Here is a 14,053-nt window from a genome sequence, read left to right as displayed (position 1 = left end):
AGGCCAACGACCAGGATTGACCACGGATGAACGTGAGCGACTCAAGCAACTGGAGCGAGAGAACAAGGAGTTGCGCCGTGCCAATGACATCCTCAAGGCTGCGAGCGCTTTTTTTGCGCAGGCGAAGCTGGACCGTCGCATCAAGAGCTAATTGACTTTGTAGACCAGTATCGCGATGCCTATGGGGTCGAGCCAATTTGCAGGTTGCTGCAAATTGCCCCATCGGGCTACAGGCGCAGGGTTCAACAAAGAAACTGCCCTTGGCTGCGCTGCAAGCGCAGCCAATCAGATGAAGAACGTTGCAGTCATATTCAACGGGTGTGGCACGCCAATTGGCAGGTGTATGGCGTCGTCAAAGTCTGGAAGCAGATGCACCGAGAAGGCTTACCCATTGCCCGCTGCACAGTGCAACGCCTGATGCGCAAGCTGGGCCTGGAAGGCGCAAGGCGTGGCAAGAAGGTGCGCACAACCCGTCCAGACACAACCATGCCATGCCCGCTAGACCTCGTCAACCGGCAGTTCAAAGCCCACCGGCCTGACCAACTTTGGGTCGCAGATTTCACCTATGTATCTACATGGCAAGGGCAGATGTTTGTGGCCTTTGTGATTGATGTGTATGCACGCCGCATATTGGGCTGGCGGGTCAGTAGCCACATGCGCACGGACTTTGTGGTTGACCCGACAGCCAAGAACTTCACAAACCAGGGGCAACATCAGCCACTAAAGTGCGTTTATTCAGCGGACGATAGTGCGCTAGAATGCTTTCCAGATTTGGAAAGTGAAGGGGCAGTTTTGGACCAGCCCTTCACTGCATCTGAGTTGAATGCGAAGAAAAAAACTACACCAAAAACTACACCAAGCTGCCGATTGTGGACGAGTTTGGTTGAGCTTGGTTGAGTAAAAAGGAATCGCAAAAAAAGCCTATTTATCCTTGAAGATCAACGCCTTACGGGCAAAAGATCAATGAAATCATGGGGTAGTAGATAGGCGGGTGTAGTTCAATGGTAGAACGCCAGCTTCCCAAGCTTGATACGTGGGTTCGATTCCCATCACCCGCTCCATCCTTTGCCCGTTCGTGGCCCTGCTTTCCCCCTCATTCCAGATCAAACGCCTGGCGCAGTGCGTCGCCAAAGGCGGTGTTGCCCGTCAGGGTCAGCGTCACAGTGCCATAGCCCCCGGGCTGCGGGGCCTCGGCCTGCACCGCGTCGCCCGCCCGGTCCCAGCGGATGCGCAGGGCGCGGCCGTGGTCGTCGTCCTGGGCGCTCAGGTCGTAGTCCCAGTCGCCGCCGTCCTCCAGTGGTGCGCGGCGGCCGCGGAAGTCGTGGCTGGCCCAGTGCAGCACCTGGCGCACTTCCTCGAGCAGCGCGGTCCAGCGGCCGTCGGCCACGCTGGCCATGGCGTCCCAGGTGCCGTTGCCGTCTTCGTCTTCGCTGTAGTCAAAATCCAGGTAATCCAGTGCCATGGCGGTGCCGTGTTCAAACAATAAATAAAAGAATAGCGGTCAGCGCTGGATTCAATTGGCTTGTGGATATAAAGCGCGTTGAAAGCAAGGTTTAACAGGCGCGGGATGCTTCTCTTTTTTAAGGACGGCCGCGTCAGGGCTTGCGCGCCGCGGCCTGCAGGTTGAGCCAGCTGGCTTCGATGGCGGCGGCCGTCACCTCGGGCTGCTCCATGGGGAACAGGTGGCTGCCGTCGAGCATGGTGATGCGGCCGTGGGTGATGCGCAGCGTCATGTCCATGCCGACCTGCTTCATCTCCTTGGACGACAGGCCACCGATGAAGGCCGCCGGGCAGCGCAGCGGGTGGCGGCGCAGCAGGGCGCTGAGGTTGTGCGGCAGGGTGTTGTAGATGGCGGTTTCTTCCTCGCGCGTGAAGTGCAGGGTGATGCGCTGCTCGGCGTCCTCGGCCAGGCCGTGGTCCACATAGTCCTGCAGCACCTGTGGGTGCCAGCGTGCGAAGGATTTCTTGCTCTGGAACAGCGCCAGCGCTTCCTCGCGCTGCGTCCACAGGTTGCGGCGCTTGCGGCTGATCTTGCCCGGCGAGACCGCACCGACCAGTTGGGCGCGCTTGGCCATCTCCAGCGAGCGCGCACGCCAGCCGCTGATCAGGGGCGAGTCCAGCATCAGCACGCCACTGGCCAGCTGCGGGTGCTGGGCCGCGGCCATGACGCTGAGAAAACCCCCCAGCGAGTGGCCGACCAGCAGGGCCGGCTGGCCCCAGCGCTGCACCAGGGGCGTGGCAAAGTCGGCCAGCTGCTGCACCAGGTGGGGCCAGCTGTCGGTGACGGGGTAGCGCGCATCGTGGCCGAAGCGGTCGACGGCGTGCACATCGAAGCCGCGCTCGCGCAGCAGCGCAAACAGCAGGCGGTAGGTACCAGCAGGAAAGCTGTTGGCGTGCGAGAAGATCAGGGGTTGCATACGGAGCCGGTTCTGCGTGGAGGGCGCAGCCGCTGCGGCTGCGTCAGATCAATTTTTCTTCGGGCGTGGTGATTTTCTTGAGTGCACCAGGCTTGTCCATCACCAGAGGGACGGTGCTGTTGCCGCCGAACCACTGCGGGTCCTCGATGCTGTCAAAGGCCGCGCGCAGGCGCTCGCCCCAGTTGCTGCGCAGCATCTGGAAGTAGGGGTTGTGCTCGTCGATGCAGACCACTTTGTCGCAGCGCAGGCTGCCGGCCTCGTACACCGCCAGGTCCAGCGGCAGGCCCACCGACAGGTTGGACTTGAGCGTGCTGTCCATGGACACCAGGGCGCATTTGGCGGCTTCGTCCAGCGGCAGCTCGGGGTGCAGCACGCGGTCTAGCACGGGCTTGCCGTACTTGGACTCGCCGATCTGGAAGAACGGGGTTTCGCTGGTGGCCTCGATGAAGTTGCCGGCCGAGTACACCTGGAAAAGGCGCATGCCCTCGCCCTGGATCTGGCCGCCGAACAGCATGGAGACATTGAAGTCCACGCCGGCACGCTTGAGCGCCACGCCATCGCGGTCGTACACGTGGCGCACGGCGGCGCCCAGCACGCGGGCTGCATCGAACATGCTCTTGGCGTTCCAGATGCTGATCACCTCGCCGGTCGCATCGTCGCGGATGTGCTGGGTCTGCAGGATCTCCCGCACCGACTGCGAGATCGACAGGTTGCCCGCCGACAGCAGGGCCATGAACCGGTCGCCGGTCTGCTCGTAGATCATCATCTTGCGGAAGGTGTTGATCTGGTCCAGCCCCGCGTTGGTGCGCGAGTCGGACAGGAAGACGAGGCCAGCGTTGAGCTTGATGGCGATGCAGTAGGTCATGGCAATAAGGGCAGGAAAGCCGCAGGGGCAAGCAAGTGTAGTGCCCGCTGGCGGGTGGCAGTGTGGGGTGGCGTGCGGGAGGGCTTCAAGGGCGCTGCGCCAGCTTCTTCAACTGGTACAGGGCTTCCAGCGCCTCGCGCGGGCTGAGGGCGTCGGGGTTGATCTGCGCCAGCGCATCCTCGACCGGGGTGGCTTGCAGGGCGGACGCCGGCAGGGGCGGGGCGGCAAACAGGTCCACCTGCTCGCGCCCGGCTTCGTCGCGTGCTTCCAGGGCCTCCAGCGTGTGGCGTGCGTGGTTCAGCACGGCGGCCGGCATGCCGGCCAGCTTGGCCACCTGCACGCCATAGCTGCGGCTGGCCGGGCCGGGCTGGATCTCGTGCAGGAAGACGATGTCGTGGCCCGACTCGGCCGCACCCACGTGCACGTTCACGGCGGCCTTGGCCTTGGCGGGCAGCTCCGTCAGCTCGAAGTAGTGCGTGGCAAACAGGGTGAAGGCGCGCGTCTTGTCGTGCAGCTGCGTGGCAATGCCGCTGGCCAGCGCCAGACCGTCGAAGGTGCTGGTGCCGCGGCCGATCTCGTCCATCAGCACCAGGCTGTGGGGCGTGGCGGCGTGCAGGATCTGCGCGGCCTCGGTCATCTCCATCATGAAGGTCGACTGGGCGTTGGCCAGGTCGTCGGCCGCACCGATGCGGGTGTGGATGGCGTCGATGGGCCCCAGGCGGCAGGCCGCGGCGGGCACGTGGCTGCCCATGCTGGCCAGCAGCACGATCAGCGCCACCTGGCGCATGTAGGTCGACTTACCGCCCATGTTGGGGCCGGTGATGATCTGCATGCGCGTGTTGACGTTCATGCGCGTGTGGTTGGCGATGAAGCTGCCGCTGGAGGTTTCGGCCATGCGCGCTTCCACCACGGGGTGGCGGCCGGCCTCGATCTCGATGCAGGGCACGCTGGTGAATTCGGGGGCGCTCCAGTGCAGGGTGAGCGAGCGCTCGGCCAGCGTGCACAGCACGTCCAGCGCCGCGATCGCCTGGCCCACGCGGGTCAGGCCGGGCACGTGGGGCTGCAGCTGGTCCAGCAGCTGTTCGTAGAGGAACTTCTCGCGCTGCAGTGCGCGCTCCTGCGCGGACAGGGCCTTGTCTTCAAACGCCTTCAGCTCGGGCGTGATGTAGCGCTCGGCGTTCTTCAGCGTCTGGCGGCGCTGGTAGCGCGCGGGCACCACGTCCTTGTAGCTGTTGGTGATCTCGATGTAGAAGCCATGCACCTTGTTGAACTGCACGCGCAGGTTCGGGATGTTGGTGAGCAGCTTTTCCTTGGCTTCCAGCTCCAGCAGGAACTCGTCGCAGTTTTCCTGGATGGCGCGCAGCTCGTCCAGCTCGGCATCAAAGCCGCGCGCGATCACGCCGCCATCGCGCACCAGGGCTGCGGGCTCGTCCAGGATGGCGCCTGCCAGCAACTCGGCGCAGCCGCTGGGCGGCACCAGGTCCTGAAAAATCTGGTTCAAATACGGCGATGGCGAAGGTGTGGTCTGTGCCAGCAGCTGCGCTTTCTGTAGCGTTTTGCCCAGGGCCACCAACTCGCGTGGGCGCACCTGGCGCAGCGCGGTGCGCGCGGTGATGCGCTCCACATCGCTCACGCCCTTGAGCTCGCCGCGCAGCGCCTGCCAGGGCATGGTGCCCCCCAGGGCATCGCTGCCGCGCAGCACGGTGGTGGCCTGCAGGCGCGCCATGGCATCGGCCCGGTCGCGCTTTGGCTCCAGCAGCCAGCTTTTGAGCAGGCGACTGCCCATGCCGGTCAGGCAGGTGTCCAGCAGCGCAAACAGTGTGGGGCTGTCCTCACCGCGCAAGGTCTTGACCAGCTCCAGGTTGCGGCGCGTGCTCGGGGGCAGGTTGATCAGCTGGTCGTCACGCTGCACCTGCAGGCTGTGGATGTGCGTGAGGTTGCGGCCCTGCGTGTGCTCGGCGTAGCTGAGCAGGGCGGCGCTGGCGGCATGCGCCAGGGGCAGGGCTTCGGCCTCCCAGGCCTTCAGGCTGGCCGCGCCCAGCAGCTCCAGCAGCTTGCGTTCGCCCAGGCCCGTATCGAACTGCCAGTCGGGGCGCGGGCTCAAGGGGCAGGCGATGGCGCCGCTGTGCTTGAGGGCGAACAGGCCTTGCTCAAAGCGCTCGGTCACGCCGGCGCTGTAGATCACCTCGCTGGGGCCGATGCGCGCCAGCCATTCGCCCAGCTCGTCCTGGGCGCACTCGGCCAGGTGGATGCGGCCCTGCGTCACGCTCATCCAGGCCAGGCCGCAGCGCTGGCGCCCGGCGGTGTGCACGGCGACCAGCATGGCCTCCTGTTTGTCGCTCAGCAGCTCGGCATCGGTCAGCGTGCCGGGGGTGACCACGCGCACCACCTTGCGCTCCACCGGTCCCTTGCTGGCGCCGACTTCCCCGACCTGCTCGCAGATCGCCACCGATTCGCCCATCTTGATCAGGCGCGCCAGATAGCCTTCCAGGGCGTGAAAGGGCACGCCGGCCATCGCCACCGGAAAGCCCGCGGACTGGCCGCGCGTGGTCAGGGTGATGTCCAGCAGGCGGGCAGCTTTCTCTGCGTCGTCCCAGAAGACCTCGTAGAAGTCGCCCATGCGGTAGAGCACCAGGGTGTCCGGGTAGTCCGCTTTGAGCCGGATGTACTGCTGCATCATCGGCGTGTGTTGTTCGATGGGGGCAGTCAGCGGGGAGGTGGCGGTCTGCACGCTGTTGTTGTTCGGGGTGTGCGTGGAAACGTCAGATGTGGACAAAGCTCAAATTCCTCGGTGTGGACGGTCGCAGCCAGGCGGCCGCCAAAATCAGGCAGGAATTATCCGGGATGCCGCTGGCGCCGGGCGTGCGAGGGGGATCAGCCCCTGATGCGGCGGCGCAACTGCCGCACTTCTTCCATCAGGTCGGCAGTCAGGGCGGCCAGCTCCGGGTCGGCCTCGAAGGTGCGTTCCAGCTGTGCGATGCGCCGCGCGCGGATCACGGTGTGGGTGCTGAAGCGCCAGGACTGGGGGCTACTGTGCCCGGTGGCATCGGTGGTGTCACAGTGCAGCACGCCGGTGGTCACGCGCTCAATCACCCATTGGGGCGCCATGCGGCAGGCGGCGGCCAGTTGCTCCAGGCTCAAGGCCTGTTCGTCCAGCACATCGGGCGGGGTGTAGAAGGGGGTGGTCATGCGGTGCCTCCGGTGCGAGGGTTGCGGCCGTCAAAGGCCTGGGACAGGGCGGCATAGGCCTGGCGCTGGGCATCGTTGAATACCGGCGGCACGATGATCTGCAGCACCAGGTACAGGTCGCCCGGCGTGCGGCTGGGCAGGCCCTTGCCCTTGACGCGCAGCTTGCGCCCGGCCTGCGAGCCGGGCGGGATGTGGATCTCCAGTGGTCCGGCCAGGGTGTCGAATTCCACCGGTCCCCCCAGCGCCGCCTCCCAGGGGGCCAGGGGCAGTTGCTGGTAGACGTCCTTGCCCTGGGTGTGCCAGCGCTTGTCGTCCTTGAAGCGCACCTCCAGCAGCAGGTCGCCGGCCGGGCCCTGGCCATAGCCCGGCAGGCCCTGGCCGGCCAGGCGGATCATTTGTCCCTCGTACACGCCCTGGGGGATGGTGACTTGCAGCTCGCGCTCGTCCTCCACGGCATGGCCTTGGGCATCCAGGCGTACGCCACGCAGCCTCAGCACGCGCATGCCGCCGTGGTAGCTGTCGGGCACCTCCAGTTCGATGGCGGTATGCTGGTCCTGGCCGCGTAGGTCTGGCGCCGGGCCGCTGCGGCGCGTGCGCTGGCCGCGGCCGAACAGCTCTTCGAAGAAGCTGCTGAACTCGGGGTGCTCGGCGCCGTCGGCACTGCTGTGGAAATGGAAGTCCTGCTGGTCCCAGCCGGGCGGTGGCTGGAAACCCGCGCTCTGGCCCGGGCGGTGGCCGGCGCCGGTCGGGTGGCAGGCCTCCCCCAACTGGTCGTAGGCCAGGCGTTTGTCGGGGTCGGACAGCACGGTGTTGGCCTCGTTGACTTCGGCCATGCGGGCTGCCGCATCGGGCTCCTTGCTGATGTCGGGGTGGTACTTGCGTGCCAGCTTGCGGTAGGCTTTTTTGATGTCTTCGGCGCTGGCGTTCTTGTCCACACCGAGGATGCGGTAGTAGTCCTTGTATTCCACCTGGTTCTCCTGCGCGCGGCAGCCGGGTGCCGCATGCCAAGCATGGTGGCGCAAGCACGGGCGCAGCGCCGTAGGCCGGCGGCGCATGTGGTACAGGCGTAAAAAAAGCCGCAAGGCGTGCGCGCTTGCGGCTGGATGGCGCGTCGGGGCGCGGTGGATCAGTCGTCCTGGCTGTCGTCGTCCTGCTTGTCGGCGGCCACGGCGGCGTCGACGCCCAGCTTGTCCTCGACCCCTGCGAACTTGCTGTACTTGCCCAGGATGCCGACCAGCTGGCCGTAGGCGCGGGGATTGCCGGCCAGGCATTCGGCCTGTTCCAGGAAGTCGGCTTCACCCGTGAAGTTGCCGACCAGGCCACCGGCTTCGGTCACCAGCAGGCTGCCGGCGGCCACGTCCCAGATGGACAGGCCGGTTTCGAAGAAGCCATCGGTGAAGCCCGCAGCCACGTAGGCCAGGTCCAGGGCGGCGGCGCCTGGGCGACGCACACCGGCGGTGCGCTGGGTGATCTCGGCGAACATGCGCATGTAGGCGCGGAAGTTGTCACCGGGGCGGAAGGGGAAGCCGGTGGAGATCAGGCAGTCCTTGAGTTGGGCGCGCTTGCTCACGCGGATGCGGCGCTCGTTCAGGAAGGCGCCACGGCCACGGGTGGCGGTGAACAGATCGTTGCGGGTGGGGTCGTAGACCACGGCGTGCTCGATCTTGCCCTTGACGGCCAGCGCGATGCTGACGCAGTACACGGGGAAGCCGTGGATGAAGTTGGTGGTCCCGTCCAGGGGGTCGATGATCCAGACGTAGTCCGAATCCTTGGCGCCGAATTCCTTGCCGCTTTCCTCGCCCAGAATGCCGTGGCCGGGGTAGGCGCCCAGCAGGGTCTCGATGATCATGCGCTCGGCAGCCTGGTCCACTTCGGTCACGAAGTCGTTGACTTGCTTTTGGGCCACGCGGACCGATTCCACGTCCAGGGCCGCGCGGTTGATGATGGCGCCGGCGGCGCGTGCGGCCTTGATGGCCACGTTGAGCATGGGGTGCAGGGAGGAAGACGACATAAATTGTGCAGTTGGCGCCCAGCGCGCGGCCCTCCCCAATTTCTCTGTCTCTGTTCTCACAACCTGGGATGGCGCACCGCTGAACGCGGATGATGAACGGGTTTACGCACGCCCGGCGATGCGGGCAGCGACAATAGGGCGCAAATTCTAACCGGCTTGCCCGATTTCTGCTGCCCGTATCTGCAATGCGGGCCGATCTCCGAATGAAAACCCGTTTTATCCTGATCGAGACCAGCCATGCTGGCAACGTGGGTGCTGCCGCCCGCGCCATGAAAACCATGGGTTTTGACGACCTGGTGCTGGTGCGCCCGCGTTGGGCGAATGTGCTGCGCAAAGAGGAAACCATCCAGCGCGCCAGCGGTGCCCTGGATGTGCTGAACCAGGCGCGCATTGTCGAGTCGCTGGACGAGGCCGTGGACGGCCTGTCGCACCTGTGCGCCACAGCCATGACGCCGCGCGACTTTGGCCCGCCCACCCGGGCGCCGCGCCAGCACTTTGAAATGCTCATCCAAGGAGAGCTGAAGGCGCAGGCTGGACAAGCGCCAGAGGCTGATTTTGTTGATGAAACCGACGCCGTGGCCAGTCCCAGCGGGGAAACCGGCGTGGGCCTGCTGTTCGGCTGTGAGCGCTTTGGCATGGCCAACGACGATGTGTACCGCTGCAACGTGGCGCTGTCGATTCCGTCGAATCCCCAGTTCGGCTCGCTCAACCTGGGTGCGGCGATCCAGCTGATCGCCTACGAGTGGCGCCAGGTCCTGGGCGGCTTTCCGGTGGTGGAGCACACACCGCACCCCAGCCGCGCCGACATGCAGCAGGTGGCCGGCATGCTGGGCCACTGGGAGCAGGCGCTGGCCCACCTGGGCTTTCTGGACCCGGCTGCGCCCAAGAAGCTGATGCCACGCCTGAACCAGATGTTCAACCGTGCGCAATTGACGCAGGAAGAAATCCACATCCTGCGCGGTGTTGCCAAAAGCATGCTGCAGAGCACGCCCCCAAAGCACTAAACTGGCAGCCCTTTTTGTAACAAGTGACGGCCTCTGATGCTTTCCCGACTGCGTTCTGACATCCAGTGCATTCTTGACCGCGACCCTGCGGCGCGCAGCACCTGGGAGGTCATTACCTGTTATCCGGGCCTGCATGCCATCTGGTGGCACCGTCCGGCCCACTGGTGCTGGACGCACAACCTCAAGTGGCTGGGTCGCTTCACTTCGCACCTCGGCCGCTGGCTGACCGGCATTGAAATCCACCCCGGCGCGGTGATTGGCGAGCGCGTCTTCATCGACCACGGCATGGGCGTGGTGATCGGCGAGACCGCGGTGGTCGGCGACGGCTGCACCATCTACCACGGCGTCACCCTGGGCGGCACCTCGCTGTACAAGGGCGCCAAGCGCCATCCCACCCTGGGCAAGGACGTGGTCGTGGCCGCGGGGGCCAAGGTGCTGGGCGGCTTCGAGGTGGGCGATGGGGCCAAGATCGGCAGCAATGCTGTGGTCATCAAGCCCGTGCCCGCCGGCGCAACGGCCGTGGGCATTCCGGCACGCATCATCCCTTCCAAGCAGGGCGAAAGCGCCGATGTGACCGAGCTGGAGGCCTCGCCCGCAGCCCCCAAGGCAGCAGCGCCCCAGGTGTTCACGGCCTATGGCGTGACCCAGGAAGACGACCCCGTCAGCCAAGCCATGAAGGGGCTGGCCGAAGGCGCGGCCACGCACGAGCAGCAACTGCAGCTGCTGTGGCAGGCGGTGGAAAAGCTGTCCAACCAGCTCAAGGCCGATTGCGTGCCCTGCGAAAGCGAGCGCGGCGGGCACTTCGAGAAATCCAAGATCGACCAGATCCTGGGCAAGTAAGCCGCACTCAGCCGCGCCCAGCCGCGTTATGGCGCGCGCAGGCCGGCGGTGCCGCGCCTGTGTGACCCGGACCCCGGCGCTTGCCGTCCACCACCCCCCGAAAAAAAGCACGCCGCGCGTCACCAAGGTGGCGCGGTGCCGGCCTGTGCTCTTGTACGCTTGCCGTTTTGATTTTTCACCCCCAGAGACTGGAGACCTGAGCCCATGGACGTTTCCCAAGCCCTGCGCGAGCGCCGTTCGGTGCGTGCCTTTACCTCCCAAGTGCCTTCGGCCGAACTGGTGCAACAGCTGATGCAGGATGCGGCGCTGGCCGCATCGGGCGGCAACATGCAGCCCTGGCGCGTGGCCGCGCTGACCGGCGATGCCCTGCAGGCCATGCTGGCCGACGTGGCCAAGACCCCGGGCGAGGAAAACCCCGCCTACCTGTCCTACCCCCCCAACCTGTGGGAGCCCTACCGCACCCGCCGCTTTGCGAATGGCGAAGACCTGTACGCCAGCATTGGTGTGCCGCGCGAGGACAAGGCCGGGCGCCTGCAGCAGTTGGCCAAGAATGCCCAGTTCTTTGGTGCGCCGGTCGGGCTGATCATGTTCACTGAAGAGCGCATGGGTCCGGTGCAGTGGATGGACCTGGGCATCTACCTGCAGTCCTTCATGCTGCGGGCGACCGAGGAAGGCCTGGCCACCTGTGCCCAGGGCTTCTGGCGCCGTTACGACGCGGTGGTCAAGCAGCACGTGGAGGTGCCCGACGGCTATCTGGTGACCTATGGCATTGCCCTGGGTTACGAGGACAAGATCGCGCCCATCAACAGCATGCGTGCATCGCGCGCCGATTTTGCCGAGTGGGGTCAGCTGCGCGGTTTCTGAACCGGGGGGCTGAATATGAAAAAAGCGCTTCCACGGAAGCGCTTTTTTTATGGCTGGGGGCAAGGCCTCAGTGTCCGGCGGTCTTGGAAAACAGGTTGATCACCAGCACGCCGGCCAGGATCAGGCCCATGCCGATCAGGGCCGGGGCATCCAGCTTCTGGCCGAGGAAGATCCAGGCGATGGCCGACACCAGCACGATGCCCGCGCCCGACCAGATGGCGTAGGCCACGCCCGTGGGGATGGTGCGCAGGGTCAGCGACAGGCACAGGAAGGCGATGCCGTAGCCCACGGCCACGATCACGCTGGGCCACAGCCGGGTGAAGCCTTCGGCGCTCTTGAGGAAGGACGTGGCCAGCACCTCGGCCACGATGGCAATGCCCAGGTAGCCGTAGCCATTGCCCAGGGAGGGGAGGCCTTCTGCGCTCACGGTGCGGGGTAGCGGCCGGTGCCTTCGGGCCAGGCGGTCAGTACGTCGTAGCCGGTGGCCGTGACCACGACCATGTGCTCCCACTGCGCGGACAGCGACTTGTCCTTGGTGACCACGGTCCAGCCGTCGTTCAGCTCCTTGGTGTCGTGCTTGCCGGCGTTGAGCATGGGCTCAATGGTGAAGATCATGCCTTCCTGCAGCGCCATGCCCTGGCCGGGGTAGCCGTAGTGCAGCACCTGGGGCTCGTCGTGGTAGATCTGGCCGATGCCGTGGCCGCAGTAGTCGCGCACCACGGAAAAACCGTCGCGGTGGGCCACGGTCTGGATGGCGTGGCCGATGTCCCCCAGCGTGGCGCCGGGCTTGACGGCGCGGATGCCGGCCACCATGGCCTCGTAGGTGGTGTCGATCAGCTGCTGCGCCTTGGGCGCCACCTGGCCCACGGTGTACATGCGCGAGGTGTCGCCGAACCAGCCGTTCTTGATCAGCGCCACGTCGATGTTGACGATGTCGCCGTCCTTCAGGATCTCCTGGGCCGAAGGAATGCCGTGGCAGACCACCTCGTTGACCGAGGCACACACCGTCTTGGGGTAGCCGTGGTAACCGATGTTGGCGGGGATGCAGCGCAGCTCATCGACGATGAAGTCGTGGCACAGGCGGTCCAGGTGGTCGGTGCTGACGCCGGGCTGCACATGCGGGGTCAGCATTTCCAGCACGCGGGCGGCCAGCAGGCCGGCTTCGCGGGATTGGGCAATGTCAGCAGCGCCGTGGATGGGAGGGAGGCGGCGGTGGGGTCGTTTGGCCATGGAGGTAGGCCGCAGGACGGCGGCCGCAGGTGAAACACAACGGCCCACACTGTAGCGTGTTGCCGTGGCCGCCGTGCAGGCGCCCCAGGCAAGTGCCCCGGGGTGCACGGTTTTCCTGCTCTGATAAACAGAGTGGCTGGCGCTCGTGAATCCAGGGGTTGATGCTGAAAAGCATCTGAAAACCTTGTTTGGAAAGCGCAAGGTGCTATGAAAAAGCCAGCAGGCGGGGCAGCGTGCTGGCTTTTGCGGTGCGGATGCGCGGGCTCCCATCTGGGCAGCCCGTGGGATCAACGCTGGTTCAGGGGCTTGACGTCGCGGGCGACGGAGCCGGTGAACAGCTGGCGGGGACGACCGATCTTGTACTCGGGGTCGGCCATCTGTTCGTTCAGCTGGGCGATCCAGCCCACGGTACGGGCCAGGGCGAAGATGCCGGTGAACAGCTTCACGGGGATGCCGATGGCGCGCTGCACGATGCCGGAGTAGAAGTCCACGTTGGGGTAGAGCTTGCGCTGGACGAAGTAGTCGTCTTCCAGGGCAATCTTTTCCAGCTGCTTGGCCAGGGCGAATAGCGGATCCTTTTCCAGGCCCAGTTCGGCCAGGATCTCGTTGCAGGTTTCCTGCATCAGCTTGGCGCGGGGGTCGTAGTTCTTGTACACGCGGTGGCCAAAGCCCATCAGCTTGACGCCGCTGTTCTTGTCCTTGACCTGTTCCATGAACTCGCCGACCTTGGCGATGCCGCCGTTGGCCTGGATGTGCTCCAGCATGTTCAGGCAGGCTTCGTTGGCGCCGCCGTGGGCAGGGCCCCACAGACAGGCCACACCGGCGGAGATGGCGGCGAAGGGGTTGGTGCCCGACGAGCCGCACAGACGCACGGTGGAAGTCGATGCGTTCTGCTCGTGGTCAGCGTGCAGGATGAAGATGCGGTCCAGGGCCTTTTCGACCACGGGGTTGACCTTGTACTCTTCGCAAGGGTTGCCGAACATCATGCGCATGAAGTTGCCAGCGTACGACAGGTCGTTCTTGGGGTACATGTAGGGCGCGCCGATGCCGTACTTGTAAGCCATGGCGACCAGCGTGGGCATCTTGGCGATCAGGCGGATCGCGGCGATTTCACGGTGCTCAGGGTTGTTGATGTCGGTGCTGTCGTGGTAGAAGGCCGACATGCCGCCCACCAGACCGGTCAGCACGGCCATGGGGTGAGCATCGCGGCGGAAGCCGCGCAGGAAGAACTGCATCTGTTCGTTGACCATCGTGTGTTGGGTCACGCGGTTCTCGAAGTCAGCCTTCTGGGATTCGTTGGGCAGTTCCCCGTACAGCAGCAGGTAGCAGGTTTCCAGGAAGTTGCAGTTCTTGGCCAGCTGCTCGATGGGGTAGCCGCGGTACAGCAGTTCGCCCTTGTCGCCATCGATGTAGGTGATGGCAGACTGGCATGCTGCCGTAGAGAGGAAGCCCGGGTCATAGGTGAACATGCCCGACTGGCCATACAGCTTGCGGATGTCGATGACATCCGGGCCGATATTGCCCTGGTAAACCGGCAGTTCGACGCTGGGCGCGCCATTGCTGAAAGACAGCGTTGCTTTGTTGTCTGCGAGTTTCATTTCCAACTTCCTTCTCTGATCGGCCGGCTCTGGTC

Annotated in this window: 13 protein-coding genes, 1 tRNA gene, 1 pseudogene and 1 other annotated feature; of the genes and pseudogenes, 5 read left to right on the top strand and 10 right to left on the bottom strand. The window is 65.1% G+C overall.

From position 1 onward, the window contains the following. Window positions 1-678 (top strand): annotated as a pseudogene (locus tag FYM52_RS16440) (IS3 family transposase); the annotation flags it as partial. Beyond that, window positions 106-222, top strand: a sequence feature (AL1L pseudoknot). (Overlaps the previous pseudogene by 117 nt.) 309 nt (window positions 679-987) lie before the next feature. Next, window positions 988-1,061 (top strand) — tRNA-Gly (locus tag FYM52_RS16435). Between the two features lie 32 nt (window positions 1,062-1,093). Here the strand turns inward: FYM52_RS16435 and FYM52_RS16430 are convergent. The 7 genes from FYM52_RS16430 to FYM52_RS16400 form a co-directional block, all read right to left on the bottom strand. Continuing rightward, entirely contained in the window at window positions 1,094-1,462 is a 369-nt protein-coding gene (locus tag FYM52_RS16430) for a hypothetical protein (protein WP_154164885.1), read from the bottom strand. Between the two features lie 133 nt (window positions 1,463-1,595). Then, a complete protein-coding gene (locus tag FYM52_RS16425; protein ID WP_154164884.1) occupies window positions 1,596-2,417 on the bottom strand; it encodes an alpha/beta fold hydrolase in 822 nt (273 codons plus the stop codon). A 43-nt stretch (window positions 2,418-2,460) separates the two neighbouring features. Continuing rightward, the gene (locus FYM52_RS16420; RefSeq protein WP_045266443.1) at window positions 2,461-3,282 is read right to left on the bottom strand and encodes a proteasome-type protease; all 822 of its coding nucleotides are present in this window, start codon (window positions 3,280-3,282) and stop codon (window positions 2,461-2,463) included. A gap of 85 nt (window positions 3,283-3,367) precedes the next feature. After that, window positions 3,368-5,962: a DNA mismatch repair protein MutS gene (gene mutS, locus FYM52_RS16415; RefSeq protein ID WP_154164887.1), complete on the bottom strand. Its 2,595-nt coding sequence runs from the start codon at window positions 5,960-5,962 to the stop codon at window positions 3,368-3,370. 194 nt (window positions 5,963-6,156) lie between these two features. Further along, complete coding sequence (locus FYM52_RS16410; RefSeq protein WP_043387211.1) at window positions 6,157-6,471, bottom strand: chaperone modulator CbpM; 315 nt, start codon at window positions 6,469-6,471, stop codon at window positions 6,157-6,159. Next, a complete protein-coding gene (locus tag FYM52_RS16405; RefSeq protein ID WP_162524758.1) occupies window positions 6,468-7,439 on the bottom strand; it encodes a DnaJ C-terminal domain-containing protein in 972 nt (323 codons plus the stop codon). The genes FYM52_RS16410 and FYM52_RS16405 overlap by 4 nt, the downstream gene beginning before the upstream one ends. 158 nt (window positions 7,440-7,597) lie before the next feature. Continuing rightward, window positions 7,598-8,482 carry an inositol monophosphatase family protein gene (locus FYM52_RS16400; RefSeq protein WP_045266446.1) on the bottom strand — a complete coding sequence of 295 codons (885 nt, stop codon included), beginning with the start codon at window positions 8,480-8,482 and terminating at the stop codon, window positions 7,598-7,600. Window positions 8,483-8,685: 203 nt separating this feature from the next. Between FYM52_RS16400 and FYM52_RS16395 the strand changes: the two genes are divergently transcribed. From FYM52_RS16395 to FYM52_RS16385, 3 genes are all read left to right on the top strand, one after another. Then, complete coding sequence (locus tag FYM52_RS16395; protein WP_154164882.1) at window positions 8,686-9,486, top strand: RNA methyltransferase; 801 nt, start codon at window positions 8,686-8,688, stop codon at window positions 9,484-9,486. 36 nt (window positions 9,487-9,522) lie between these two features. Then, entirely contained in the window at window positions 9,523-10,326 is an 804-nt protein-coding gene (cysE, locus tag FYM52_RS16390) for a serine O-acetyltransferase (protein WP_154164881.1), read from the top strand. Window positions 10,327-10,530: 204 nt separating this feature from the next. Then, complete coding sequence (locus FYM52_RS16385; protein WP_154164880.1) at window positions 10,531-11,190, top strand: nitroreductase; 660 nt, start codon at window positions 10,531-10,533, stop codon at window positions 11,188-11,190. Between the two features lie 67 nt (window positions 11,191-11,257). On the opposite strand, the gene FYM52_RS16380 is transcribed toward FYM52_RS16385, so the two are convergent. The 3 genes from FYM52_RS16380 to FYM52_RS16370 all read right to left on the bottom strand — a co-directional run bounded on the left by FYM52_RS16380 (window position 11,258) and on the right by FYM52_RS16370 (window position 14,018). Then, complete coding sequence (locus FYM52_RS16380) at window positions 11,258-11,593, bottom strand: SMR family transporter (RefSeq protein ID WP_042412531.1); 336 nt, start codon at window positions 11,591-11,593, stop codon at window positions 11,258-11,260. A 20-nt stretch (window positions 11,594-11,613) separates the two neighbouring features. Next, the gene (gene map, locus FYM52_RS16375; RefSeq protein ID WP_042412384.1) at window positions 11,614-12,420 is read right to left on the bottom strand and encodes a type I methionyl aminopeptidase; all 807 of its coding nucleotides are present in this window, start codon (window positions 12,418-12,420) and stop codon (window positions 11,614-11,616) included. 287 nt (window positions 12,421-12,707) lie between these two features. After that, window positions 12,708-14,018: a citrate synthase gene (locus tag FYM52_RS16370; protein WP_042412382.1), complete on the bottom strand. Its 1,311-nt coding sequence runs from the start codon at window positions 14,016-14,018 to the stop codon at window positions 12,708-12,710. Between the last annotated feature and the right edge of the window lie 35 nt (window positions 14,019-14,053).

Origin of the sequence: Comamonas sp. CAH-2 (assembly GCF_009668305.1) — a bacterium.
GTDB lineage: Bacteria > Pseudomonadota > Gammaproteobacteria > Burkholderiales > Burkholderiaceae_C > Comamonas > Comamonas aquatica.
Note: the sequence above shows the minus strand (reverse complement) of the source record. Positions and strands in the feature narration are given on the sequence as shown.

Bases quoted from the DNA above. Each gene is read 5' to 3' on its own strand.
- FYM52_RS16400 (WP_045266446.1), bottom strand. From the start codon at position 8,482: ATGTCGTCTTCCTCCCTGCACCCCATGCTCAACGTGGCCATCAAGGCC.
- FYM52_RS16410 (WP_043387211.1), bottom strand. From the start codon at position 6,471: ATGACCACCCCCTTCTACACCCCGCCCGATGTGCTGGACGAACAGGCC.
- FYM52_RS16425 (WP_154164884.1), bottom strand. From the start codon at position 2,417: ATGCAACCCCTGATCTTCTCGCACGCCAACAGCTTTCCTGCTGGTACC.
- FYM52_RS16430 (WP_154164885.1), bottom strand. From the start codon at position 1,462: ATGGCACTGGATTACCTGGATTTTGACTACAGCGAAGACGAAGACGGC.
- cysE (WP_154164881.1), top strand. From the start codon at position 9,523: ATGCTTTCCCGACTGCGTTCTGACATCCAGTGCATTCTTGACCGCGAC.
- mutS (WP_154164887.1), bottom strand. From the start codon at position 5,962: ATGATGCAGCAGTACATCCGGCTCAAAGCGGACTACCCGGACACCCTG.
- map (WP_042412384.1), bottom strand. From the start codon at position 12,420: ATGGCCAAACGACCCCACCGCCGCCTCCCTCCCATCCACGGCGCTGCT.
- FYM52_RS16395 (WP_154164882.1), top strand. From the start codon at position 8,686: ATGAAAACCCGTTTTATCCTGATCGAGACCAGCCATGCTGGCAACGTG.
- FYM52_RS16385 (WP_154164880.1), top strand. From the start codon at position 10,531: ATGGACGTTTCCCAAGCCCTGCGCGAGCGCCGTTCGGTGCGTGCCTTT.
- FYM52_RS16370 (WP_042412382.1), bottom strand. From the start codon at position 14,018: ATGAAACTCGCAGACAACAAAGCAACGCTGTCTTTCAGCAATGGCGCG.
- FYM52_RS16420 (WP_045266443.1), bottom strand. From the start codon at position 3,282: ATGACCTACTGCATCGCCATCAAGCTCAACGCTGGCCTCGTCTTCCTG.